General features: G+C 67.2%; 22 protein-coding genes. 10 read left to right on the top strand and 12 right to left on the bottom strand.

Annotated elements, in window-relative coordinates; translation table 11 throughout:
- Nucleotides 1-22 precede the first annotated feature (22 nt).
- The 11 genes from ARC63_RS11415 to asnS form a co-directional block, all read right to left on the bottom strand.
- Nucleotides 23-1,003, bottom strand: coding sequence for an aldo/keto reductase (locus ARC63_RS11415; RefSeq protein ID WP_057503343.1), 981 nt, complete (start codon nucleotides 1,001-1,003; stop codon nucleotides 23-25).
- Nucleotides 1,003-1,689 (bottom strand): DUF2461 domain-containing protein, encoded by a 687-nt coding sequence (locus tag ARC63_RS11410; RefSeq protein ID WP_049436750.1) that lies wholly within the window; start codon nucleotides 1,687-1,689, stop codon nucleotides 1,003-1,005. The genes ARC63_RS11415 and ARC63_RS11410 overlap by 1 nt, the downstream gene beginning before the upstream one ends.
- Complete coding sequence (gene sbcB / locus ARC63_RS11405; protein WP_057503342.1) at nucleotides 1,686-3,125, bottom strand: exodeoxyribonuclease I; 1,440 nt, start codon at nucleotides 3,123-3,125, stop codon at nucleotides 1,686-1,688. The genes ARC63_RS11410 and sbcB overlap by 4 nt, the downstream gene beginning before the upstream one ends.
- Complete coding sequence (locus ARC63_RS11400; protein ID WP_057503341.1) at nucleotides 3,125-4,492, bottom strand: FAD-dependent oxidoreductase; 1,368 nt, start codon at nucleotides 4,490-4,492, stop codon at nucleotides 3,125-3,127. The genes sbcB and ARC63_RS11400 overlap by 1 nt, the downstream gene beginning before the upstream one ends.
- A gap of 32 nt (nucleotides 4,493-4,524) precedes the next feature.
- Entirely contained in the window at nucleotides 4,525-5,799 is a 1,275-nt protein-coding gene (gene kynU, locus ARC63_RS11395; protein WP_010480455.1) for a kynureninase, read from the bottom strand.
- A gap of 138 nt (nucleotides 5,800-5,937) precedes the next feature.
- Nucleotides 5,938-6,459 (bottom strand): 3-hydroxyanthranilate 3,4-dioxygenase, encoded by a 522-nt coding sequence (locus ARC63_RS11390; protein ID WP_029379697.1) that lies wholly within the window; start codon nucleotides 6,457-6,459, stop codon nucleotides 5,938-5,940.
- Nucleotides 6,460-6,478: 19 nt separating this feature from the next.
- Complete coding sequence (gene can / locus ARC63_RS11385) at nucleotides 6,479-7,141, bottom strand: carbonate dehydratase (RefSeq protein WP_010480460.1); 663 nt, start codon at nucleotides 7,139-7,141, stop codon at nucleotides 6,479-6,481.
- Between the two features lie 72 nt (nucleotides 7,142-7,213).
- The gene (locus ARC63_RS11380) at nucleotides 7,214-7,852 is read right to left on the bottom strand and encodes an FMN-binding negative transcriptional regulator (protein ID WP_057503340.1); all 639 of its coding nucleotides are present in this window, start codon (nucleotides 7,850-7,852) and stop codon (nucleotides 7,214-7,216) included.
- A gap of 7 nt (nucleotides 7,853-7,859) precedes the next feature.
- A complete protein-coding gene (locus ARC63_RS11375; protein ID WP_053443271.1) occupies nucleotides 7,860-8,174 on the bottom strand; it encodes a hypothetical protein in 315 nt (104 codons plus the stop codon).
- A 7-nt stretch (nucleotides 8,175-8,181) separates the two neighbouring features.
- Nucleotides 8,182-8,481, bottom strand: a complete 300-nt coding sequence (locus tag ARC63_RS11370) for a hypothetical protein (RefSeq protein WP_057503339.1) — start codon at nucleotides 8,479-8,481, stop codon at nucleotides 8,182-8,184.
- Between the two features lie 29 nt (nucleotides 8,482-8,510).
- A complete protein-coding gene (asnS, locus tag ARC63_RS11365; protein ID WP_057503338.1) occupies nucleotides 8,511-9,905 on the bottom strand; it encodes an asparagine--tRNA ligase in 1,395 nt (464 codons plus the stop codon).
- 128 nt (nucleotides 9,906-10,033) lie between these two features.
- Here asnS and ARC63_RS11360 point away from each other — a divergent pair, with 128 nt between their 5' ends.
- The 6 genes from ARC63_RS11360 (at nucleotide 10,034) to zipA (ending at nucleotide 16,387) form a co-directional block, all read left to right on the top strand.
- Nucleotides 10,034-10,372 (top strand): HesB/IscA family protein, encoded by a 339-nt coding sequence (locus tag ARC63_RS11360; protein ID WP_006376495.1) that lies wholly within the window; start codon nucleotides 10,034-10,036, stop codon nucleotides 10,370-10,372.
- 233 nt (nucleotides 10,373-10,605) lie between these two features.
- On the top strand, nucleotides 10,606-11,043 hold the full coding sequence (gene rpsF, locus ARC63_RS11355) for a 30S ribosomal protein S6 (protein WP_006452997.1): 438 nt from the start codon (nucleotides 10,606-10,608) through the stop codon (nucleotides 11,041-11,043).
- 11 nt (nucleotides 11,044-11,054) lie between these two features.
- Complete coding sequence (gene rpsR / locus ARC63_RS11350) at nucleotides 11,055-11,285, top strand: 30S ribosomal protein S18 (RefSeq protein ID WP_002804494.1); 231 nt, start codon at nucleotides 11,055-11,057, stop codon at nucleotides 11,283-11,285.
- A gap of 105 nt (nucleotides 11,286-11,390) precedes the next feature.
- Nucleotides 11,391-11,840 (top strand): 50S ribosomal protein L9, encoded by a 450-nt coding sequence (gene rplI / locus ARC63_RS11345; protein ID WP_043398478.1) that lies wholly within the window; start codon nucleotides 11,391-11,393, stop codon nucleotides 11,838-11,840.
- Nucleotides 11,841-12,099: 259 nt separating this feature from the next.
- Nucleotides 12,100-15,603 (top strand): chromosome segregation protein SMC, encoded by a 3,504-nt coding sequence (smc, locus tag ARC63_RS11340; protein WP_057503337.1) that lies wholly within the window; start codon nucleotides 12,100-12,102, stop codon nucleotides 15,601-15,603.
- A 46-nt stretch (nucleotides 15,604-15,649) separates the two neighbouring features.
- Nucleotides 15,650-16,387 (top strand): cell division protein ZipA, encoded by a 738-nt coding sequence (gene zipA, locus ARC63_RS11335; protein ID WP_010480476.1) that lies wholly within the window; start codon nucleotides 15,650-15,652, stop codon nucleotides 16,385-16,387.
- A gap of 95 nt (nucleotides 16,388-16,482) precedes the next feature.
- On the opposite strand, the gene ARC63_RS11330 is transcribed toward zipA, so the two are convergent.
- Entirely contained in the window at nucleotides 16,483-17,613 is a 1,131-nt protein-coding gene (locus tag ARC63_RS11330) for a pyridoxal phosphate-dependent aminotransferase (protein WP_057503336.1), read from the bottom strand.
- Nucleotides 17,614-17,849: 236 nt separating this feature from the next.
- Between ARC63_RS11330 and ligA the strand changes: the two genes are divergently transcribed.
- From ligA to ARC63_RS11310, 4 genes are all read left to right on the top strand, one after another.
- Nucleotides 17,850-20,315 (top strand): NAD-dependent DNA ligase LigA, encoded by a 2,466-nt coding sequence (ligA, locus tag ARC63_RS11325; RefSeq protein WP_043398485.1) that lies wholly within the window; start codon nucleotides 17,850-17,852, stop codon nucleotides 20,313-20,315.
- A 50-nt stretch (nucleotides 20,316-20,365) separates the two neighbouring features.
- Nucleotides 20,366-20,851, top strand: a complete 486-nt coding sequence (locus ARC63_RS11320) for a GNAT family N-acetyltransferase (protein WP_057503335.1) — start codon at nucleotides 20,366-20,368, stop codon at nucleotides 20,849-20,851.
- Nucleotides 20,852-20,868: 17 nt separating this feature from the next.
- Nucleotides 20,869-21,804 carry an EF-P lysine aminoacylase EpmA gene (gene epmA / locus ARC63_RS11315; protein WP_231298631.1) on the top strand — a complete coding sequence of 312 codons (936 nt, stop codon included), beginning with the start codon at nucleotides 20,869-20,871 and terminating at the stop codon, nucleotides 21,802-21,804.
- A gap of 142 nt (nucleotides 21,805-21,946) precedes the next feature.
- Nucleotides 21,947-22,675: a DUF3011 domain-containing protein gene (locus tag ARC63_RS11310; RefSeq protein ID WP_010480486.1), complete on the top strand. Its 729-nt coding sequence runs from the start codon at nucleotides 21,947-21,949 to the stop codon at nucleotides 22,673-22,675.
- The last annotated feature ends 14 nt before the right edge of the window (nucleotides 22,676-22,689 follow it).

Below are 22,689 nucleotides of genomic sequence, written 5' to 3'. Positions count from 1 at the left end.
CGCAGCGGCATGGGGTGAAGACTCAATGACTGGGTGATCCGCGCCCATCACCGAAGGCGTTCACCAGCTGCTGGCGTTCGGCTGCGGTCAGTGCCTCAAGCCGCGTCGCCAGTACTTCGTCCAGGCTGACGGTGCGGGTGGTGCCGAGGATGCCGCTGGCCACGCCGGGATGGCCCAGGGCGTAGGCAAACGCGGTCTGGGCGGGGCGCTGGCTGCGGATGGTAGCGATGGCGTGGCGCATCCGGCGTGCACTGTGCATCAGTGCGCGGCTGCTTGGCTTGAGCCAGGCTCTGGCCAGGTACCAGGCGTCGGCCGGGCGCGGCAGGCGGGCGTGTGACGGCAGCAGATGGCCCTGCGCCAGCACGGTGCCGGCCAGCACGCCGATGCCCGCCGCGTGCAACTGGTCGATCAGCGGTTCACGGTCCTGCTGCAGGGCGTTGTAGTCCAGAAGCACCACATCGAACAGCATGGGATGGTCGATCATCCAGCACAGGGTCGACGCCGTGTGCGTATTGATGCCGGTGTGCCGGATCAGCCCGCGTTCGCGCAGTCGCTGCAGTGCGGCCAGCAGGTCATCGTTGATGTCGTGCTGGCTGGCACCGTGCAGCTGGTAGATATCGAGGTAATCCAGGCCGAGGTTGCGCAGCGAGGCTTCGCAGCTGGCGGTGATGGCGGCGGGCGAGAAATTGCGCTGCTCGGCGCCGCTGGTGCCGGCCTGGCCGGTCAGCGTGCCGCCCTTGCTGGAGATCACCAGCGACTCGCGCGGGTATCGCTTCAGCAACGGGCGCAGGATGCGGCCCAGCCGCGGCTCGGCGTGGAAACCGGAGTAGTTGTGACCGGTGTCCAACAGGTTGACGCCCTGTGCCAGTGCATGCCCGACCACGTGCGCGGCCGACTGTTCCGGGAACCGGCGATGCCCCCAGAAGCCGGAACAGCCCAGGCCCACCGGCGAAACCGCCAGGCCGGTGCGGCCCAGCGTGCGGCGTTGGTGCGCCAACGGCATCAAAATTCCAAGTCCAGTGCCGCGCACAGATAGTCGACGAACGGGCCCAGCCCTGCCAGATCCCTGCCGAGCGTGGACAGCAGGCGAGGGCCGGTCATGGTGGCGTCGTCCAGCGAGCGCCACATCACCCAGTTGCGATGCTTGAGGTCGTCGATGAACTCGAAATCGGCCGGGAAGCCGCGCGGTGGACGCACCAGTTTTTCGCTCTCCTCGAAGTCGAAGCGCTTGCGCAGCGCGGGAGCATGCGCGGCCGCCTTCCAGCTGCCCGGGTTGTCGAGGATGAAGTGGCGCACGCGGCGCTGGGTCTCCGGTTCTGGATGCCACAGGCCGGCGCCAACGAAGCTCTCGCCCGGTTGCAGGTGCACGTAGAACGAAGGCGCGGCCACTTCGCGGCGGCGCTCATGGAACAGGCGCGCACCCTGCCAGGTTTTGTACGGGGATTTGTCGTTGGAGAAGCGCGCGTCGCGGTGGATGCGGAACAGCGAGCCACCGACGCCACGGGTATCGGCGCGGAAGTGGTCGCTGATCTCCGCCAGCGCTGGCTGCAGGTCACCCAGCAGGCGCAGGAACGGCTGCCGGACGTGGTCTTCATACTGCTGGCGGTGATCGTTGAACCACGCCTTTTCGTTATGCCGCGCCAGGCTGCGCAGGAACTTGAAGCTGGCGTCCGAGAAATAGGTACTCACAAGGTCTCCTGCAGCTGCTGGCCCCAGTCGCGCAGCGCTTGCAGCAGGGCCTGGCGCCGGGTGTCATCGGGCGCTTCGGCGGCCAGTGCATCGAGCTGCTGCTGGTACTGGGGCAGGTTGAGTTCGCCCAGGCCGCCGTCTCCGAGCAGGCGCTGGCGGCGGTAATCCTGCCAGCGCTGGCGTTCAGGCGGCGCGAGGCTGTCGGGATGATTGCGCGCGCGGTAGCGGAACAGCAGTTCGGGCAGGCGCGGGTCGCGGAAGCGGCCTTCCAGCGCGGCCAGCTGTTCCGGCGCTGTGGTGCGGGCCAGCGCCAGCAGCGGCTTGTCGCCATTGCCGAGGAAGCCGTCGTACAGCGAGGCATCGACGTCGGCCACGGTGGCCGCACGGGGCTGGTTGTAGACCTGGCGCGCCTTCTCGGCCAGCTGCGGGGCGAACGCGCGCAGGCGCTCGACCTTGGCCTCGATCGCGGCCACGTCCAGGCCGAGTCGCGCGTGGTCATCGGCGCGCAGGTGGTTCCAGGCGATCAGTGCTGGCACCTTGTTCAGATGCACTTCCTTCAGTGGCACCCGCGCCGCGCCTTCGGGCAGTTCGCTGGCGCGCATGTACAGGCGCTGTGCGATCACCTCGGCCGGCAGTGCCAGCAGGTCGTCGATGTCGCCATCCAGGTCGAACACGATCACGCGGTTGCTGATGGTGGGATGCACGGCCAAGGGCAGCACCGGCGCCGCGCACAGGCGACTGGCGGGGTAGCGCATGGAAATGTGCAGCACGGGTTTCATCGCGGTCACGTCCAGCAGGCTGCCGACGAAGCGCTTGTCGCGCAGCTTCAGCGCGTACTCCCACAGCCGCGGCTGCGACTGCTTGAACAGGCGTGCCATGCCGATGGTGGCGCGCACGTCGGACAGCGCTTCGTGCGCGTCGCCTTCGCGCACGTTGTTGGCCTCGGCCAGGTGCTCGAGCTTGAACGAGGTGGCGCCGTCCTCGCGCAGCGGCCACTGGATGCCGTCCGGACGCATCGCGCGCATGAGTCGCAGCATGTCCAGCAGGTCCCAGCGCGAATTGCCGTTGCGCCACTCGCGTTCGTAGGGGTCATGGAAGTTACGGAACAGGCCGTAGCGGACGAATTCATCGTCGAAGCGCAGGGTGTTGTATCCCAGTGCGCAGGTGCCGGGGCGCGACAGCTGCTCGTTGATGCGGTCGAAGGCTTCGGCCTCGCTGATGCCCTCGGCCAGGGCCTGCTGCGGGGTGATGCCGGTGACCAGGGTGGCCATCGGCGAGGGCAGCAGGTCGTCGGCCGGGCGCACGAAGAAACTGACCGGGGTATCGATCTCGTTGAGGTCGGCGTCGGTACGGATGGCGGCGTACTGGGAGATGCGCGTGCGTCGCGGGTCCTGGCCGAAGGTTTCCAGATCGTAGAACAGGAAGCTGTCAGCCATCAGTGCGCGCCCTCCAGGATCGGCAGCTGCGCGTGGATCTGCGCTTCCAGTGCCGTCCAGTCGATGTTGTCCAGTGAGTGGTGACCTGCAGTGGCCGCCGCCAGCATCTCGCGCTGCAGTTCGGTGCGGCGCAGCGCCTCGGCGTAGGGCGTGTGCAGGAAAGTGACCATCGTGTAATGCGGTACGAAGCGGGTCGGCCAGCGCCGCTGCAGTTCCTGCTCCAGGTCGCGCTGCAGAAGGAACGCAGGATCGGCCACGCGGTCGCGCATCTCCAGGTAGTTCTCCAGCGCCATCTGCTGGATGGCACGTGCATTCGGCTTGCGCTCGGCTTCGAAGGCTTCGAACGCGCCTTCCAGGTCGTCCGCTTCCATCAGATGGCGGGCCAGAGCCACGCAATCCTCGAATGCGCAGTTCATGCCCTGGCCGTGGAACGGCACCATCGCGTGCGCAGCATCGCCGATCAGTACGGCGCGGCCCTGCTGGTGCCAGCGATCGAGCGTCAGCGTGCCAAGCAGACCGGGTGGGTGCTGTTCCCAGTCCGCGCGCAGGTTCGGGATCAACGGCAAGGTGTCGGCGAACTCCCGCGCGAACAGCGCCTCGGCCTGTACGCCGGTGTTGACCGTGGCGAAGCTGGGCTCGCCCTGGTTGGGCAGGAACAGGGTGACGGTGAAGGTGCCTTCGTGGTTGGGCAGGGCGATGCACATGTAGTGGCCGCGCGGCCAGATGTGCAGTGCGTTGCGCTCGATGCGGAAGCTGCCATCTGCGGCCGGCGGGATCTCCAGCTCCTTGTAGGAGTGGTCGAGGAAGGCTATGTCCTCTCCCAGCGGCGCACGGCGGTTCATCGCCGCGCGCAGCGCCGAGCCGGCGCCGTCCGCACCGATCAGGGTGTCGAAGCGGATGTCGTGCGGGCTGTCGTCGCGATCATCGATGAAGCGCGCGTAGCCGGCATCGAAATCGACGGTGTGCAGGCGGCGATGGAAGTGCACGGTGGCGCCGGCTTGTTCGGCCAGTTCCAGCAGCGTGGTGTTCAGGTCGCTGCGGTGGATCGACCAGATCACTTCGCTGTCATCACGGCCATAGCGCTGCAGCTGCGGTTCGCCTTCGCGCGGGTGCACCATGCGGCCGCGCATCATCACCGCGCGCGCCATCACCTCGTCTTCCACGCCGGCCTGGCGCAGCGCATTGCGCCCACGCTCGGCCAGCGCCAGGTTGATCGAGCGGCCGCTCTCGTAGTCGGCCACGCGCGGATCGCCGCGGCGCTCGTACAGGGTGATGCGCCAGCCCTGGCGTGACAGCAGGATGGCCAGCAGGGACCCGGCAAGGCCGGCACCGATAATGCTCAACGAGCGGGAAGCGTGTGCGATCAACGAACTGTCCAGCAGTAGGGGAAGGGACCGGCTTAGAGGCCGGCCCAGGCTTCCACTTCCTCGACGAAGTGGTGCACGTCCAGGTAGCGGTTGTAGAGCGGGGTGGGCGAAATACGGATCACGTCGGGTTCGCGCCAATCGCCGAGCACGCCGATGCCGCGCAGGTGTTCGAACAGTGCGCGGCCACGTTCGCGGCCCCCGATCACGCGCAGCGACAACTGGCAGCCGCGACGCTGCGGGTCGGCCGGGGTGATGATGTCCAGCACCTGCGGCAGGCGCGCGCGTACGAGTGCTTCGAGCATGCCGGTGAGTGCCAGCGATTTGCTGCGCAGCGCCTCCATGCCGGCACGCTCGAACAGCTCCAGCGAGGCACGCAGCGGTGCCAGGCCGAGGATCGGCGGGTTGCTCAGCTGCCAGCCTTCGGCGCCGATGGCCGGGGTGAACTGTGGTGCCATCTGGAAGCGGGTGGACTCTTCATGGCCCCACCAGCCGGCGAAACGCGGAAGGCTGGTGTCGCGATGGTGGCGCTCGTGCACGAAGGCGCCGGCAACCGCGCCAGGGCCGCTGTTGAGGTACTTGTAGTGGCACCACACGGCGAAGTCGGGTGCGATGTCATGCAGGCGCAGCGGCAGGTTGCCGACCGAGTGCGCCAGGTCGAAGCCGATGCGTGCGCCCTGCAGGCGGGCGGCACGGGTGATCGCATCCAGGTCGAAAGCCTGGCCGGTGCGGTACTGCACGCCGGGCCACAGCACCAGCGCCAGGCGCGGGCCGTGTTCGGCAATGGCGTGCTCGATCGCGGCCAGCGAGATCGTGCCGTTGGCCTCGTCCGGCTGCACTTCCACCAGGCACTCGGTCGGGTCGAAACCATGGAAGCGGATCTGTGCTTCCACCGCATGACGGTCGGTCGGGAATGCACCGGCCTCCATCAGGATCACCGGGCGCTCGGCCGTTGGCCGGTAGAAGCTGACCATCATCAGGTGCAGGTTCACGCTCAGCGTGTTCATCGCCACCACTTCGCTGGGCAATGCTCCGACCACGCGGGCCAGCTGCGCGCTCACCAGACGGTGGTAGGACAGCCACTGCGTCGGGCCGGTGAAGTGGCCTTCCACGGCCAGCTCGCCCCACTGCTTCATCACTTCCTGCACGGCCGCCTGTGCGCCACGCGGCTGCAGCCCCAGCGAGTTGCCGACGAAGTAGGTCTGCTCGCCGCCACCATGGCGCGGAATCAGGAATTCATTGCGCAGCGGGCGCAGCGGATCGGCGGCGTCCAGGGCGATGGCGTGGGTGCGGCTGAGCAGGTCGGACATGGTCGGGCAACAGGCTGCAACGGGGCTGCCAGTGTAGCGCTTGGCGGCGTGCCTGCCGCCGAACCTGTAGAGCCGAGCCCATGCTCGGCTGCCGGGCCACGAAGCCGAGCATGGGCTCGGCTCTACAGGGGCAGGTGCTCAGCCCGCCGCAGGCACCGGCAGCGGATCCACGTGCCCGCACTGGCTGCAGGTACGCAGCTCCAGGCTGGCGTGGTAACGCGCGAACACCTTGGGCAGATCGGTTTCGATGTTCTGCAGCGGGAAGTACTCTTCGTGCAGCTTGTGGTTGCAGTGTTCGCAATGCCAGATCACACCGTCCATCTCATGCGGCAGGCGCTTGCGCTCGACCACCAGGCCGATGCCACCGGGCGGACGCCGCGGCGAGTGCGGCACCTTTGCCGGCAGCAGGAAGATCTCGCCGGCGCGGATCGGAATGTCGCGCACCGCGCCGTCTTCCTGCACCTTCAGCACCATCTCGCCTTCGAGCTGGTAGAACCACTCCGGGCCTTCGTCGTAGTGGAAGTCGGTACGCGAGTTCGGCCCGCCCACCACCATCACAATGAAGTCGCCGTTGTCGATCATCTTGTTGCCCACCGGTGGCTTCAGCAGGTGGCGGTTTTCTTCGATCCAGGCGTGCAGGTTGATCGGCGAAGCGAGCATGGTGGTCATCCGTAAGGGATCAGTCGCGCTTGCCCTTGCGCGGAATGTAGGACAGGGCCTTTTCATACGCCGGCTGCAGCTCTTCCTGCGAACCGACGTCGATGCCCATCTCGCGCACGCGTCCGTCCTTCAGACTGTAGACCCAGCCATGCACCATCAGCTTCTGGCCGCGGGCCCAGGCGTCCTGCACGATGGTCGAGCGGCACAGGTTGGCAACCTGCTCGATCACGTTCAGTTCGCACAGGCGAGCGTGCTTGAGCTCATCGGTCTCGATCGCATCGAGGATGCCGGTGTGCTTCTGCATCACGTCGCCCACATGGCGCAGCCAGTTGTCGGCCAGGCCGACGCGGGTGTTGTGCAGGCAGGCATGCACACCGCCGCAGCCGTAGTGGCCGACGATCAGGATGTGCTTCACCTTCAGCTGGTCCACCGCGTACTGCACCACGCTCAGGCAGTTCAGGTCGGTGTGGGCGACCACGTTGGCGACGTTGCGGTGCACGAACACTTCACCCGGGGCCATGCCGATGATCTGGTTGGCCGGCACGCGCGAATCGGAGCAGCCGATCCACAGGTATTCCGGGTGCTGCTGCTTGGCCAGCTGGTGGAAGAACTCGGGGTCTTCCTTCTCGATGCGGTCGGCCCAGTCGCGGTTGTTCTGCAGCAGCTTGTGGATGTCTTTCATGTACGGGTCCCTGGCGTCGGGTGGGGGCGCGCCGCAGCCATCCGGCTGCGTCGTCGCGGGAATCTGGGGCGTTCAGTCGCTGCGGGCGGCCTGTTCGCGATGCCAGCGCATCCACTGCGCCAACTCGGTGGAAGAGGAGGTGCCGAGCTGTTCCAGTTCGGCGATCACGGCGCGCTGGTTGGCGTCGGGATGGTTCTGGCTCAGCTTGAGCTTGAGCTGCACCTGCTCGACCTGGAAACGGAAGCCGACGATGGCGCGCAGCTCCGGGCCGTGTTCGGCACGCGTGGCATCGAACTGCCAGGCCTGGCAGACACTGGCTTCGAAACGGTCGCTGATCGTACCGACCAGTTCGGCCAGCGCATCAGTGTCGTCGAAGGTCTGCAGCTGGCCACGCAGTTCGGCAGCGGCGTAGTTCCAGGTCGGCACCCGCGCCGCAGGTTCCTTGTCCGGGTACCAGCTGGCCGAGACATAGCCGTGCGGGCCGTCGACCAGCACCTTGGCCGCGCCGCTGTGGCGCGACTGCGGGTTGGCGCGGGCCCAGTGGCCGCGCAGTTCGATCTGTTCGCCGTCACGCCGGTACAGCACCGGCATCCGGGTCAGCTCCGGCAGGCCATCGCTGCCGGGGGTGAGCACGGTGACGAATGGATCGCGCGCCAGCAGGCGGTCCAGCCAGAGCAGGTCGGTCTCGGCGAAGGCGCGCGGGGTGAACATGCTGGGTTCAGGCGCGCCCGCCCAGCGACTGGATCATGCGGCCACGCAGGCCCTCGTCGCTGTCGGCCTGCGGCGGCTGCACTTCGTGCAGGCTGAAGCCGCGCACCAGCGCGTCTTCTTCGTCCAGGCCGTCGTACTCGACGAACTCGGCGTCGAACAGCTGCGAACGGGCGGTGTCTTCGCTGTCATAGCTCAGCGTGTTGCCATCGCTGTCGAGCACTTCGGCGGTGCCGGCCGGGCGCACGCGCAGGCGCGCCCAGATCAGGGTGTTGCCGAGGCTGGCCAGCCACCAGCTGTCGCGCGAGGCGGTGAGGTCATTCATGGGTGTGTTACCAGAGCGAGACCAGCCAGAGCAGGGCGGCCATGCCCAGTCCGGCCAGCAGGGTCAGCAGCGATACCCAGGCCGGCGTCGCCAGCCCGGACAGCGAGCGGTCCGGCTGCTTGCGATAGTCGCGGCGCAGCAGCCAGGCCAGGGCATCGGGCTTGAGGAAGGCGCCGCTGCCGAAGCGCTCGGCGAGCGCCGGATGGCGGTCGCGCACATGCACCAGGGTCAGCGGCCAGAAGATCACGAAGGCACTGAACCCGGCCACTGCAACGCCGACGAAACAGAGGGCGAAGAACAGGGTCATGGGGCAGTACCTCCGTGGTCGTGTGGGGCTTAGAAGTCCGCGCTGCCGGGGGCGCGCGGGTAGGGGATCGCATCGCGGATGTTGGACAGCCCGCAGACGTAGACCACCAGGCGCTCGAAGCCCAAGCCGAAGCCGGCGTGCGGCACCGAACCATAGCGGCGGAAATCGCGGTACCAGCTGTAGTGCTCGCGATCCAGGCCGAACTGGGCCATGCGCGCATCCAGCACGTCCAGGCGCTCTTCGCGCTGGCTGCCGCCGATGATCTCGCCGATGCCCGGGGCCAGCACGTCCATCGCGGCGACGGTCTTGCCGTCGTCGTTCAGGCGCATGTAGAAGGCCTTGATGTGCTCCGGATAGTTGGTCACCACCACCGGGCGGCCGACGTGTTCCTCGGTCAGCCAGCGCTCGTGCTCGGTCTGCAGGTCCAGGCCCCATTCGACCGGGAAGTCGAACTTCCTGCCGGACTTCTGCAGCAGGGTGACCGCATCGGTGTAGTCGATGCGCTCGAACGGTGCGTTGATGAAGTCTTCCAGCTTGGTGATTGCGTTCTTGTCCACGCGCTCGGCGATGAAGGCCAGGTCGTCGCCGCGCTCGTTCAGCACCGCGCGGAACAGGTACTTCAGGAACTCTTCGGCCAGGCGTGCGTCTTCAGCCAGGTCGGCGAAGGCGATTTCCGGCTCGATCATCCAGAATTCCGCCAGGTGGCGGGTGGTGTGGCTGTTCTCGGCGCGGAAGGTCGGGCCGAAGGTGTAGACCTTGCTCAGCGCCAGGCAGTAAGCCTCGACGTTCAGCTGGCCGGACACGGTCAGGAAGGTTTCCTTGCCGAAGAAGTCACGGCTGAAATCGATCGCGCCCCTCTCATCGCGCGGCAGGTTCACCATGTCCAGGGTGGACACGCGGAACATCTGGCCGGCGCCTTCGGCGTCGGAGGTGGTGATGATCGGGGTGCTGATCCAGTTGAAGCCGTTCTCGTGGAAGAAGCGGTGCACGGCCTGGGCCAGGCAGTTGCGGATGCGGGTGACCGCACCGAACAGGTTGGTGCGCGGGCGCAGGTGTGCCACTTCGCGCAGGAACTCCGGCGACATCGGCTTGGGCTGGATCGGGTAGGTGAGCGGGTCTTCGACCCAGCCGACCACTTCCAGTGCGCTGGCCTGGATCTCGAACGACTGGCCCTTGCCCTGCGACTTCACCAGGGTGCCGGTGGCGATGACCGAGCAGCCGCTGGTCAGGCGCTTGATCTCGTCGAAGTTGGCCAGGGTGTCGTTGGCCACGACCTGGATCGGGGCGAAGCAGGAGCCGTCGCTCACATTCACGAAGGCCAGATTCGCTGAACCGCGCACCGTGCGCACCCATCCGCGTACCGTGACTTCGCCGCCTTCCGGGATCTTCCCGGCAAGCGCATGTTCAACGCTGACCACCGTCATGACTTGAATCCTCTGCTGATCGACTCGATCTGTGAACACGGGAGTTTACCGGTTGCAGCGTTCTGCTTGCGAGGCATTTTTCGCGGCAACGGCTCCTTATAATGTCCCCGTACCTCTGGAGTAGCCCCATGGCCGTCAGCCTGACCCCCATTGCCTTCGAGCGCGTGCAGCGCTTCGTCGCCCAGACCCCCGGCGCGCTGGGCCTGCGTTTCGGCGTGACCAAGACCGGTTGCTCCGGCTGGGGTCACATCACCGACCTGGCCCGCGACGAGCGCGAGGGCGATACCGTGTTCGACCAGGACGGCGTGAAGATCTACGTCGACGCCAAGAGCCTGGCGCTGGTGGACGGCACCGTGATCGACTTCGGCAAGCACGGCCTGAGCGAGACGTTCACGTTCAGCAACCCGAACGCCACCGCCGAGTGTGGCTGCGGTGAAAGCTTCACCACCGACGCCGACAAGGCCTGACGGCCGGCCGCCGGGCATGGCCCGGCGCTACCCGCCTGGTGGGTGCCGACCTTGATCGGCACCGGGGCAGGGCACCCCGGTTCAGCATGTCGGGTACCCCCGGTTGCCCATCCTCCCCATCTGCGCCATAATGCGCGGCTTCCTGCCTACCCGGCGGGAACCCTTGCCCCACCGCGGTCTCAACGGCGGGGGGCTGTCCGGCCGCAAGGCCACATCCGAAAGGTAGAAAAAACATGAGTCGTCATTACGAAATCGTGTTCATGGTCCACCCGGACCAGAGCGAGCAGGTCCCGGCCATGATCGAGCGCTACAAGTCGCTGGTCGAGAACGGCAACGGCACCATCCACCGTCTGGAAGACTGGGGCCGCCGCCAGCTGGCGTACCCGATCCAGAACCTGGTGAAGGCCCACTACGTGCTGATGAACATCGAAGCCGACCAGGCCGTTCTGAACGAACTGACCGAGAGCTTCCGCTTCAACGACGCCGTGCTGCGCAACCTGGTCATCAAGCGTGACGAGGCTGACACCGAGCAGTCGCTGATCATGAAGAGCAAGGACGAGAAGGGTGACAAGCCGGAGCGCGGTGAGCGCCGTCGTCGTGACGACGAAGAAGGCGAGTCCACCACCACCGCTGACAACGAAGCCGGCGACGACGCCGCTTCTGCCGCCTAAGGAGCCTTCCCATGTCCAAGTTCTTCCGTCGCCGCAAGTTCTGCAAGTTCACGGCTGAAGGTGTGAAGGAGATCGACTACAAGGATCTCAACACCCTGCGCCAGTACCTGACCGAGAACGGCAAGATCGTGCCGAGCCGCGTCACCGGTACCAAGTCGAAGTACCAGCGCCAGCTGGCGACCGCCGTCAAGCGCGCTCGCTTCCTGGCCCTGATCCCGTACACCGACAACCACGACGTCTGATGCCCGGCGGGGCGGCCCGGTGCCGCCCCCGCTGTGCCAGCTATTCGGACAGCCTTTGTTGCGGGGCATCGCCTCGCTAACGAATAACTCATCTGGAGCAATACCATGCAGCTGATCCTCCTGCAGAAAGTCACCAACCTCGGCAACCTGGGCGACCTGGTCGACGTGAAGCCGGGCTACGGCCGTAACTTCCTCGTGCCGCAGGGCAAGGCCGTGCCGGCCACCGAGAGCAACAAGGCCGAGTTCGAAGCCAAGCGCGCCGAGTACGAAGCCAAGGCCCAGGCCATCCACGCCGAAGCTGACGCCCGCAAGGCCAAGCTGGACGGCGCGAGCGTGACCATCCCGGCCAACGCTTCGACCGAAGGCAAGCTGTACGGCTCGGTCGGCGCCCGCGAAATCGCCGATGCCTTCACCGCTGCCGGCCTGCCGGTCAGCAAGAGCGAAGTCATCCTGGGCGAAGGCGCCTTCCGCAACATCGGCGAGTACGACGTGCTGATCCACCTGCACGCCGACGTCGAGACCACCGTCAAGGTTGTCGTCGTCGCCGAAGCCTGATCCCACGCCGCAAGGCCTGGCATCACCGCAGAACGGGCGCCCGCAAGGGTGCCCGTTTTGTTTTATGGCTCCGTTTCGTGGTGTCGGGCCACCTCTGGCCGACGGGGTGGGGCTGGACAATGTTCCACGCCCATTCGTAGAACACGGCCACATCGGTATACTCAGGGCGTCACACCCGTTCCACGGGCATCGATCCCAACAGGATCAATGGCTTGGAGGGTAAACGCAGGCCGCTTGCCGGCCCCAGTCCGGAACCCCTATGCGTCTTTCCACGATCAAGCTGTCCGGCTTCAAGTCGTTCGTCGATCCGACCACCCTGCACCTGCCGACCAACATGACCGGCGTGGTGGGGCCCAATGGTTGCGGCAAGTCGAACATCATCGACGCCGTGCGCTGGGTCATGGGCGAGAGCTCGGCCAGCCGCCTGCGTGGCGACTCGCTGACCGACGTGATCTTCTCCGGGTCCAACGCGCGCAAGCCGGTCTCGCAGGCCACGGTCGAGCTGATCTTCGACAACTCCGACCACACGATCTCGGGCGAGTACGCCTCGTTCAACGAAATCTCGGTCAAGCGCACGGTCAGCCGCGACGGCACCAGCAATTACTACCTCAACGGCACCAAGTGCCGCCGCCGCGACATCACCGATCTGTTCCTCGGCACCGGCCTGGGCCCGCGCAGCTACTCGATCATCGAGCAGGGCATGATCAGCCAGATCATCGAGGCACGCCCGGAAGACCTGCGCGTCTACCTGGAAGAGGCGGCCGGCATCTCCAAATACAAGGAGCGCCGCAAGGAGACCGAGACCCGCATCCGCCACACCCGCGAGAACCTGGACCGGCTGGGCGACCTGCGCGACGAGATCAGCAAGCAGCTGGAGCACCTCAAGCGCCAGGCCAAGCAGGCCGAGCAGTACCAGGCGCTGCAGGAAGAGCGCCGGGTCAAGGATGCCGAATGGAAGGCGCTGGAATTCCGTGGCCTCGACGGGCGCCTGTCGAAGCTGCGCGAAGGGCTGTCGCAGGAAGAAACCAGGTTGCAACAGCTGATCGCTGACCAGCGTGATGCCGAGGCCCGCATCGAGACCTCGCGGGTACGCCGCGAAGAGGCCGCCGATGCGCTCAACACCGCGCAGGCGGCGGTCTACCAGGTCGGCAGCACGCTGGCGCGCCTGGAACAGCAGATCCAGCACCAGCGCGAGCTGTCGCAGCGCCTGCACAAGGCGCGCGATGAAACCCAGCAGGCGCTGGCTGAACTGGGCCAGCACATCAGCGGCGACGAGGCCAAACTGAGGGTGCTGCGCGAGGCGGTGGAGGCCGCCACTCCGCAGCTGGAAGCACTGCAGGAAGAAAACGAGATCAAGCAGGAAAGCCTGCGTGAGGCTGAAGAGCGGCTGGCCAGCTGGCAGCAGCGCTGGGAACAGCACACCTCGCAGAGTTCGGAAGCCTCGCGCGCCGGCGATGTCGAGCGCACGCGCGTGGACTACCTGGACAAGCAGATCCTCGACGCCGACCGGCGTCGCGAGGCCCTGGCCGCCGAACGCGCAGGCCTGGACGTGGACGCGCTGGAAGAAGCCTTCGAGCAGCTGCACCTGCAGCACGACACGCAGAAGGCCGCGCTGGATGAACTGAGCGAAGACGTCGAGCTGCGCAAGCAGGGCGTGGCGGCCGTGCAGGAACAGCAGCGGAATGGCCAGAACGAACTGGCCGAACTGCGCAAGCAGGCCAACGGCCTGCGTGGCCGCCTGGCCTCGCTGGAAACCCTGCAGCAGGCCGCGCTGGGCCAGGAGCAGGGCGCGGCCGTGGCCTGGCTGAAGGCGCGTGGGCTGGATTCGGCGGCGCGTGTCGGCGAACGCCTGGATGTCGATGCCGGTTGGGAAAACGCGGTGGAAAGCGCGCTGGGCCAGTTGATCGAAGGCGTGCTGGTCGATGACCCGGCCAGCCTGGTCGACGCGCTGGGCGAACTGGGCGAGGGCCACATTGCACTGGTCGCCAACGATGGCGCGGACCTGAAGGTCGCGCCGACCTCGCTGGCTGCACGCGTGCGTGGCCCGGCAGCGATCCGGCGCCTGCTGGCGCACCTGCACGGTGCCAGGGATCTGGCCGAAGCCAAGGCGCTGCAGGCCAGCCTTCCGGAAGGCGATTCGATCATCACCCAAAGTGGCGAGCGCCTGGGTCAGGGCTGGCTGCGCGTATCGCGTTCCGGTGCGGCCCAGCAGGGCGCGCTGCTGCGCGAACGTGAGATCAACGAACTGCGTGAGCAGATCGAGCAGCTGCAGGACCGCGAGGCCGAGCTGGAGGAACAGCTGGCAGGCTTCCGTGAGCAGTTGCAGGCCGCCGAACAGCAGCGCGAAGACGCGCAGCGTGCGCTGTACCAGGCCCATCGCGCGGTCTCTGAACTGGCCGGCCAGCTGCAGGGCCAGCAGGGCAAGGTGGAGGCCGCGCGCACGCGCATCGACCGCATCGAAGGTGAGCTGAAGCAGCTGCAGGACACGCTGGAAGCCAACAACGAGCAGGCGCGTGAGGCGCGCTCGCGGTTGGAGAACGCGGTCAGCAGCATGGGCGACCTGGAATCGACCCGGCAGCGGCTGGAGGGCGAGCGCCGCCAGCTGACCGAGGCCCGCGACCTGGCCCGCGACGCTGCACGTGCGGTGCGCGAGCGGTCGCACTCGCTGGCCCTGACCCTGGAATCGCAGCGGGCACAGCTGGCCTCGTTGAGCCAGGCGTTGGAGCGCATGGGTACCCAGCGCGGGCAGTTGGATTCGCGCTTGGGCGAACTGCATTCGCAGCTGGATGAAGGTGATTCGCCGGTCGAAGCGCTGCAGGCCGAACATCAGAATGCACTGGAAGAGCGCGTGCGCGCCGATCGCGTGCTGACCGAGGCGCGCACGTTGCTGGACGGCATCGATGCCGAACTGCGCAACTACGAACAGACCCGCCACCAGCGCGACGAACAGGCGCTGGCCCAGCGCGAACGCATTTCGCAGCGCAAGCTGGACCAGCAGGCGCTGGTGCTCAGCGCGGAGACCCTGCAGGGGGCGGTGGAGAAGGCCGGTTTCGTACTGCAGGACGTGCTCAATGCGCTGCCCGAGGATGCCCGCCTGGGCGACTGGGAGCAGGCCGTGCACCAGATCGATGGCCGCATGCGCCGGCTGGAGCCGGTCAATCTGGCTGCCATCCACGAGTACGGTGAGGCGTCGCAGCGCTCGGACTACCTGGATTCGCAGCACACCGACCTGACCACGGCGCTGGAAACCCTGGAAGATGCGATCCGCAAGATCGACCGCGAGACCCGTGGCCGCTTCAAGGACACCTTCGACCGCGTCAACGCCGGCGTGCAGGCGCTGTACCCGCGCCTGTTCGGCGGTGGCCACGCCTACCTGGAGCTGACCGGTGAAGACCTGCTCGACACCGGTGTGACCATCATGGCGCGCCCGCCGGGCAAGCGCGTGTCCAGCATCTCGCTGCTGTCCGGCGGCGAAAAGGCGATGACTGCGGTGGCGCTGGTGTTCGCCATCTTCCAGCTGAATCCAGCACCGTTCTGCCTGCTGGACGAGGTGGATGCGCCGCTGGACGAAGCCAACGTCGGCCGCCTGGCCAACATGGTCAAGGAAATGAGCGAGAAGGTGCAGTTCCTGTTCGTCAGCCACAACAAGGCGACGATGGAGGCCGCGCACCAGCTGTCGGGCGTGACCATGCGCGAGCCGGGCGTCAGCCGCCTGGTCAGCGTGGACTTGGAAGAAGCCGCGCGATTGGCGGGCGCGGCCTGACGTGCCATCCTAGTTACCTGAATGAACTAGCCGGAGAACCTATCGAATGTCCGACACGGCACTGTTGCGCATCGGCATCCTGGCCGCCGGCCTGCTGTTGATCGCCGCGATCTTCCTGTTTGGCCGTCCGAAGAAGAAGCCCCAGGGCCGCCGCGTGGAAAGCGCGGAACCGAACAGCGGCGAGCGCCGCGAGCCGGTGCTGGGCGAAGACGGCGTCACCGTGGCCGATGGCCGCGTCGAACCGGGCATGGGCACGGAAGGTGAGCAGGCCGAACTCGGCCTGGGCGAAACCGATCCGGGCGCCAGCGACCTCGGCAAGCGCGCCACCCAGGACTTCGACAAGATCGTCTCGCTGTTCGTGGCCGCTCGGGCCGGCGAACAGCTGCGTGGCGAAGACATCGTGGTGGCGGCCGAAAAGACCGGCCTGGTGTTCGGCCACATGAACGTGTTCCACCGCCTGGTGGAAGGCCACCCCGAGCGCGGCCCGATCTTCTCGATGGCCAGCATCATGAAGCCGGGCAGCTTCGACATGGCCAACATCCGTGCCATGGAGACCCCGGCCATCGCCTTCTTCCTGACCCTGCCGGCGCCGCTGACCGCGCTGGATGCCTGGGAGAAAATGCTGCCGACCGTGCAGCGCATGGCCGAGCTGCTGGATGGCGTTGTGCTGGATGACAGCCGCAACGCCCTGGGGCGCCAGCGCATCGCGCACATCCGTGACGAGCTGCGCGCCTATGACCGTCAGCACCAGGCTCCGCCGTTGACCAAGACCCCGCGCTGGTAAGCGGCATGGCGTGCCGACCAACGGTCGGCACCCACAACAGTAGATCCGCGCCAAGCGTGGATGGGGCGAACCAAGGTTCGCCCCCACCAACAGGGTCAGGCCGGTACGCCGGCCACCTTCGCGAACGCATTGCGGAACGCGGCCATCTCCTCTTCGGTGCCGACGGTCACGCGCACGCGCTGTGGCCAGATCGGCCAGCTTCGCCCGATCACCACGCCGTTGTCGGCCATTGCCTTGGCGAACGCGCTGCCATCGCGCTGGACGTCGACCACGAAGCAGTTCGCTTCCGAGCGCACGCAGCTGAAACCACGCTTGCCCAACCACGCGATGGTGGCCTGCCGCACCTTGGCATTCTGCAGGCGGCGCTGAGGAATCAACTGCGGATCGCGCAGGCTGGCCAGTGCAGCGGCCAGTGCCGGCACGGGCAGCGGGTTGTCGCCCAGGCTGGCCAGTTCGCGCAGGCGGTCGGGATGCGCGGCCGCCACGCCCAGTCGCAGGCCGGCCATGCCATAAAGCTTGGAGAACGTGCGCAACACGATCAGGTCGTCGCGCTGCGCCACCTGCGCGATCAGGCTCGGCTGCTCGCTGTACTGCAGGTAAGCCTCGTCCAGCAGCACGCGGGTGGAGGCGGGCTTGTGGGCCAGCAGCCAGGCAAGCTCATCCGGTGGGCTGATCGAGCCGGTCGGGTTGTTCGGGTTGCACACATACAGCAGTCCGGTCGGGCGTGCATGCGCGGCGGCAACCATTGCACGCAGGTCATGTGCGCCGTCGTCGCGCAGCGGCACTTTCTGCACGTGGGCACCGTGTGCGGCGGCGACCTCGCCCAGCGTCTCGAAGGTCGGGTCGGCGACTACCAGTCCCGCCAGCGGGCCGGTCCATAGCACGGCGGCACGGTTCAGTGGTTCGCTGGAACCCGGATATAACCGCACGTGATCAGCCGGAATGCGTGCCTGTTCGATGAAGGCGTCGCGCACCTGTCCGGCCAGTGCGAAACGGTAGCGGCCGCAACCGGCGATGCTGTCGCGTGCCGCCTGCTGGGCTGCGGGCGAGGGGCCGTAGGGGCATTCGTTGAAATTCAGCAGCACCGCACCTTCGGCGGGGGCGAGGGCGGCGGCGGCGGCTGTCGCGGGTTGGGCATGGCCGAGCTGCGGCAGCCCGCTGCCGGCGACGGCGAGGCCAGCACCGGCCAGTTGCAGGAAGCGTCGACGGGAAGCGGGCAGGGGCACGGGCAGGATTCCGAAGGGCAGACCGTCGCACGCTAGCGCCGGTGAGGGTGGGCGGCAAGCTGCATTTGCAGCGTCGAGCCGTGCTCGACTACAGACGTGCCAACCAAGGTTGGCACCTGCCAGAGCGGAGGGGGGGGCAGTCGAGCATGGCTCGACGCTACAAAAGCGGGGCCGTTACCGGGCCTGACGGCCGGGCGCGGTAGAATTCCCGGCCATCCCAGAACCACCGGATCCCGATGAGCCCCAGCCCAGCCGAACGCGCCGAAGACCTCCGCCGGCAGATCGCCCAGGCCAACCGCGCCTACCACGAGCTGGACGCGCCGGAGATCCCTGACGTCGACTACGACCGGATGGTGCGCGAGCTGGAAGCGCTGGAGCGCGAGCACCCGGAACTGGCCCGTGCCGACAGCCCGACCCAGCAGGTCGGTGCGCGGCCCTCCGGCCGTTTCCCGGAGGTGCGCCACGCGGTACCGATGTTGTCGCTGTCCAATGCCTTCAGCGATGAAGAAGTGGCCGATTTCGTGCGCCGCATCGATGAGCGCCTGGGTCGTCGCAGCCTGCGGTTCTCGGCCGAGCCGAAGATGGACGGCCTGGCGATCAGCCTGCGCTACGAAGAGGGTCATTTCGTGCTCGGCGCGACCCGTGGCGATGGCAGTACCGGCGAGGACGTGACCGCCAACCTGCGCGAGATCGGTGACATTCCCAAGCGCCTGCACGGCAAGGACTGGCCGGATGTGCTGGAGGTACGCGGCGAGGTCTACATGGCGCGCGCCGATTTCGAGGCCTACAACGAACGTGCACGCCAGCACGGTGGCAAGGTGCTGGCCAATCCGCGCAACGCCGCGGCCGGCTCGCTGCGCCAGCTCGATCCGAAGATCAGTGCGCAGCGCAGGCTGAGTTTCTTCGCCTACGGCACCGGCGAAGTGCAGGGCGGCGAACTGCCGGACACCCATTCGGGCACCCTGGCCCAGCTCGGTACCTGGGGCTTCCCGGTCAGTGAGCTGTGCAAGGTGGTGGACGGCACCGACGGCCTGCTCGGCTACTACCGCGACATCGGTGAGCGCCGTGATGGCCTGCCGTTCGATATCGATGGCGTGGTCTACAAGCTCGATGACCGTGCGGGTCAGCAGGCGATGGGCTTCGTCTCTCGCGCGCCACGCTGGGCCATCGCGCACAAATTCCCGGCGCAGGAACAGAGCACCACGGTGGAGGCGATCGAGATCCAGATCGGCCGCACCGGTGCGGCCACACCGGTCGCGCGCCTGGCGCCGGTGGCCGTGGCCGGCGTGATCGTGTCCAACGCCACGCTGCACAACGCCGACCAGATTGCACGCCTGGATGTGCGCGTCGGCGACAGCGTGATCGTGCGGCGTGCTGGCGATGTCATTCCCGAAGTGGTCAGCGTCATCCTCGACCGCCGCCCGCAGGGCACGGCGCCGTGGCAGATGCCGACGCGCTGCCCGGTCTGTGGCTCGGAGATCGTGCGTGAGGAGGGGGCAGCGGCGTGGCGTTGTTCGGGCGAACTGTCCTGCCCGGCGCAGCGCAAGGAAGCCATCGCCCATTTCGCCTCGCGCCGCGCGATGGACATCGATGGCCTGGGTGACAAGTACATCGAAACCCTGGTCGACGCCGGCATCGTCAAGAGCGTGGCCGACCTGTACCGCCTCAGCCGTGACCAGCTGCTGCACCTGAAACTGGTACTGGACGCCGAGGATCCGTCAGCACTGGCCGCTGCGCTGAAGCTGCACCTGCCCGCCGAGGGCAGTGGTGCGGTGCTCAATGCGGTGCTGAAGCTGGACGGCAACGATCCGGGCTGGCGTGCGCGGGCGCTGGTGCAGCCGGCCAGCTTCGAATGGAACACGAAGAAGATCGCCACCAAGTGGGCCGACAACCTGATCGCGGCGATCGACGCCAGTCGTGATGCCACGCTGGAGCGCCTGCTGTTCGCGCTCGGCATCGAGCATGTGGGCGAAAGCACGGCCAAGGCGCTGGCGCAGTGGTTCGGTGACCTGGAGCTGATCCGCCATCTGCCGTGGCCGTTGTTCAAGCGTGTGCCGGACATCGGTGGCGAAGTGGCGCGCTCGCTCGGCCATTTCTTCGAGCAGCAGGGCAACCAGCAGGCCATCGATGACCTGTTGCAGGTTGGCCAGGTGCGCATCAGCGATGTGCACGCGCCCAGTGCCAAGCTGCGCGAGGGCCTGGATCTGGCGCAGCTGCTGGTCGAGTCGGAGATCCCCGGCATTACCCGCCTGCGCGCGGAAAAGCTGGTGGCTGCGCTGCCTGGCGCGCAGGCGGTGCTCGACGCCGAGCATGGCCAGTTCGTCAACGCCGGCCTACCGGACGACACTGCGCGCGGTCTAGCGGAGTGGCTGGACGCCGAAGGCCATGGCGCGATGCTGTTGGCCGCCGAGAAGGCGATGCAGCAGATCCTGGCCAAGGCGCCGGCGCTGGCCGAGATCGTTGCGGGCCCGCTGGACGGGCAGACCGTGGTACTGACCGGCACCCTGGCGCAGCTCACCCGCGATGCCGCCAAGGAGCGCCTGGAGGCGCTGGGCGCCAAGGTCTCCGGCAGCGTCTCGAAGAAGACCAGCTTTGTGGTGGCCGGTACCGAGGCAGGCTCCAAGCTGGACAAGGCACAGTCGCTGGGCGTGCCGGTGTGGGACGAAGACCGCCTGCTGGCCTATCTTGCCGAACACGAATGATGACCCCGCCGGGTGCCCCTGCGCCCGGCATGAAAGACAAAGGAACACCGATGCAGACCGCCCCGCTGGATTTCCGCCTGGCCACCCGAGCTGACGAGGGGCAGTTGATCGCGCTGATGCGCGAGTTCTACGCCGAAGACAGGATCGACTTCGATGACGCGCGCGTGCGTCGCGGTGTGGATGCGCTGCTGGCTGACCCGCGCAATGGCGAAGTACTGCTGTGGCTGGACGAGGCGGGCGAGGTGGTCGGCTACGCAGTGATCGCGATGGGCTTCAGCCTGGAGCAGGGCGGCCACTTCATGCTGCTGGACGAGCTGTACCTGAGCCATCGCGCGCGCGGTCGTGGCCGCGGCAAGCAGGCGCTGGCCATCTGCGAACAGCGCGCACGGGGTCGTGGCGTCAGTCGCCTGCGCCTGGAAGTGAACCACCACAACGAACTGGCCCGGCGCCTGTACCTGGCCAGCGGCTACATCGATGACACCCGCGATCTGCTGACTCTGCCGCTGGACCACCCGCGCCCGGAGGGCATCCTGTGAGCGAGGCCCTGCTGCGCATGCTGCAGCAGCGCGCCGCGCTCAATGCGCTGGTGCGCCGCTTCTTCGCCGAGCGCGATGTGCTGGAGGTCGAGACGCCGATCCTGTCGGTGGCCGGCAACACCGAGCCGAACATCGACAGCTTCCATACCGATTTCACCGGCCATGTCGATGCCGGCGGACGCCGCCGCTGGCTGCGCACCTCGCCGGAGTATCCGCTCAAGCGCCTGCTGGCGGCGGGCGTGGGTGACTGCTACGAACTGGGCCGGGTGTTCCGCAATGGCGAGGCGGGCGGCCGCCACAATCCGGAATTCACCATGCTGGAGTGGTACCGGGTCGGTTGGGACCACCATCGCCTGGTGCAGGAAACCGCCGAGCTGGTTGGCCAGGCGCTGGCCCTGGTCGGGCGCAGTGCGACGCTGCGTGTGCTCAGCTACCGCGAGCTGTTCCAGCAGTACGTGGGCGTGGATCCGTTCGATGCCGATGAGGCTGCGCTGCGTGCCGCGCTGGGCGAGGTGCACATCGACCTGGTCGGGCTGACCCGCGATGACTGGCTGGATCTGCTGATGACCCATCATATCCAGCCGCACTTCGATGACACAGTGATGACCGTGGTCCATGACTGGCCCGCCAGCCAAGCCGCACTGGCACGCATCCGTGCCGGCGCGCCGCCGCTGGCGGAGCGTTTCGAGCTGTACCTGGGGGCAGTGGAACTGGCCAACGGCTATCACGAACTGAACGACGCCCACGAGCAGCGTGCGCGTTTCCAGCGCGACCTGCAGCGCCGCCATGAGCGCGGCCAGGTGCAGCCGGCGCTGGACGAAGCATTGCTGGCCGCATTGCCCTCGATGCCTGCCTGCGCCGGCGTGGCGGTGGGTGTTGATCGGTTGCTGATGGCGATGAACCGCACGCCGCATATCGCCGATGTGCTGGCCTACGACTTTGCCCACGCGTGAGCGCGGTGCGCACGTTCCTGAACATCGAAGACTGAACGGAATTCCGCGTTTCTGCGCTTGCTTCGGTAAGCAGGATGATGCTCTTATCACGGCAGATGCCGGACACTGGCACGCAGTTCATCCATTCCTGCTGGGGAAGGCTTTGGTCAAGTGGTTTGCGGTTGTCGCTGCACCGGTGTACTCCATCGCGCTCTGGGGTGCCTGGCTGCCGTCATCGGCGTCGGCCCAGCAGGCGGGCTATGACGGCGAAGTGGTGACCTGCGAATCGCGCGACATGGGCTGGGTGCATTGCGATATCGACGTCAGCAATGGCATCGACCTTGTGCGCCAGCTGTCCAGCAACAGCTGCATCCGAGGCAGCGAGTGGGGCACCGACCGCAGTGGCGTGTGGGTCACCCTGGGCTGCCGGGCCGAGTTCCGTGCGCGTCGAGCGCAAGGTGCAGCGCCTGCGGCAACGGAAGGCAAGCGCCTGGTCCGCCGTGTGGTGCGCTGCGAATCCAATGGCCGCCCGCAGAGTTGCCCGGTGCGCCTGGACGGGGCGCCGGTGCGCCTGCTGCGCCAGCTCTCGGTGCTGCCGTGCCGCGAAGGGCAGGGCTGGGGCTACAAGCGCAATGAAGTCTGGACCAGCCGTGGTTGCCAGGGCGATTTCGAAGTGGCGGACGAGGACGGCCGTTTTGTCGACGTGCCGCGCCGCCTGACCTGCGAGTCGAAGTCGAAGAAGCGCCGCTTCTGTGGCGCGAGCATTTCGGTCGGCGCCGTCGTCACCGAACAGTTGTCCAGCACCCCGTGCGAGGAAGGCAACACCTGGGGCTGGAACCGCAACGGGATCTGGGTGGACGGCGGCTGCCGCGCCGAATTCTCGGTGAATTGAGCCGGGGCAGGCTC

It is taken from the genome of Stenotrophomonas geniculata ATCC 19374 = JCM 13324 (assembly GCF_001431625.1).
Lineage (GTDB): Bacteria > Pseudomonadota > Gammaproteobacteria > Xanthomonadales > Xanthomonadaceae > Stenotrophomonas > Stenotrophomonas geniculata.
This window is presented reverse-complemented; position numbering and strand designations above follow the sequence as displayed.

Coding starts and splice junctions, on each gene's coding strand:
- asnS (WP_057503338.1), bottom strand. CDS start 9,905: ATGACGGTGGTCAGCGTTGAACATGCGCTTGCCGGGAAGATCCCGGAA.
- ARC63_RS11320 (WP_057503335.1), top strand. CDS start 20,366: ATGCAGACCGCCCCGCTGGATTTCCGCCTGGCCACCCGAGCTGACGAG.
- ligA (WP_043398485.1), top strand. CDS start 17,850: ATGAGCCCCAGCCCAGCCGAACGCGCCGAAGACCTCCGCCGGCAGATC.
- smc (WP_057503337.1), top strand. CDS start 12,100: ATGCGTCTTTCCACGATCAAGCTGTCCGGCTTCAAGTCGTTCGTCGAT.
- rplI (WP_043398478.1), top strand. CDS start 11,391: ATGCAGCTGATCCTCCTGCAGAAAGTCACCAACCTCGGCAACCTGGGC.
- kynU (WP_010480455.1), bottom strand. CDS start 5,799: ATGTCCGACCTGCTCAGCCGCACCCACGCCATCGCCCTGGACGCCGCC.
- zipA (WP_010480476.1), top strand. CDS start 15,650: ATGTCCGACACGGCACTGTTGCGCATCGGCATCCTGGCCGCCGGCCTG.
- ARC63_RS11415 (WP_057503343.1), bottom strand. CDS start 1,003: ATGCCGTTGGCGCACCAACGCCGCACGCTGGGCCGCACCGGCCTGGCG.
- rpsR (WP_002804494.1), top strand. CDS start 11,055: ATGTCCAAGTTCTTCCGTCGCCGCAAGTTCTGCAAGTTCACGGCTGAA.
- epmA (WP_231298631.1), top strand. CDS start 20,869: ATGCTGCAGCAGCGCGCCGCGCTCAATGCGCTGGTGCGCCGCTTCTTC.
- ARC63_RS11360 (WP_006376495.1), top strand. CDS start 10,034: ATGGCCGTCAGCCTGACCCCCATTGCCTTCGAGCGCGTGCAGCGCTTC.
- ARC63_RS11375 (WP_053443271.1), bottom strand. CDS start 8,174: ATGAATGACCTCACCGCCTCGCGCGACAGCTGGTGGCTGGCCAGCCTC.
- ARC63_RS11390 (WP_029379697.1), bottom strand. CDS start 6,459: ATGCTCGCTTCGCCGATCAACCTGCACGCCTGGATCGAAGAAAACCGC.
- rpsF (WP_006452997.1), top strand. CDS start 10,606: ATGAGTCGTCATTACGAAATCGTGTTCATGGTCCACCCGGACCAGAGC.
- ARC63_RS11380 (WP_057503340.1), bottom strand. CDS start 7,852: ATGTTCACCCCGCGCGCCTTCGCCGAGACCGACCTGCTCTGGCTGGAC.
- sbcB (WP_057503342.1), bottom strand. CDS start 3,125: ATGGCTGACAGCTTCCTGTTCTACGATCTGGAAACCTTCGGCCAGGAC.
- ARC63_RS11370 (WP_057503339.1), bottom strand. CDS start 8,481: ATGACCCTGTTCTTCGCCCTCTGTTTCGTCGGCGTTGCAGTGGCCGGG.
- can (WP_010480460.1), bottom strand. CDS start 7,141: ATGAAAGACATCCACAAGCTGCTGCAGAACAACCGCGACTGGGCCGAC.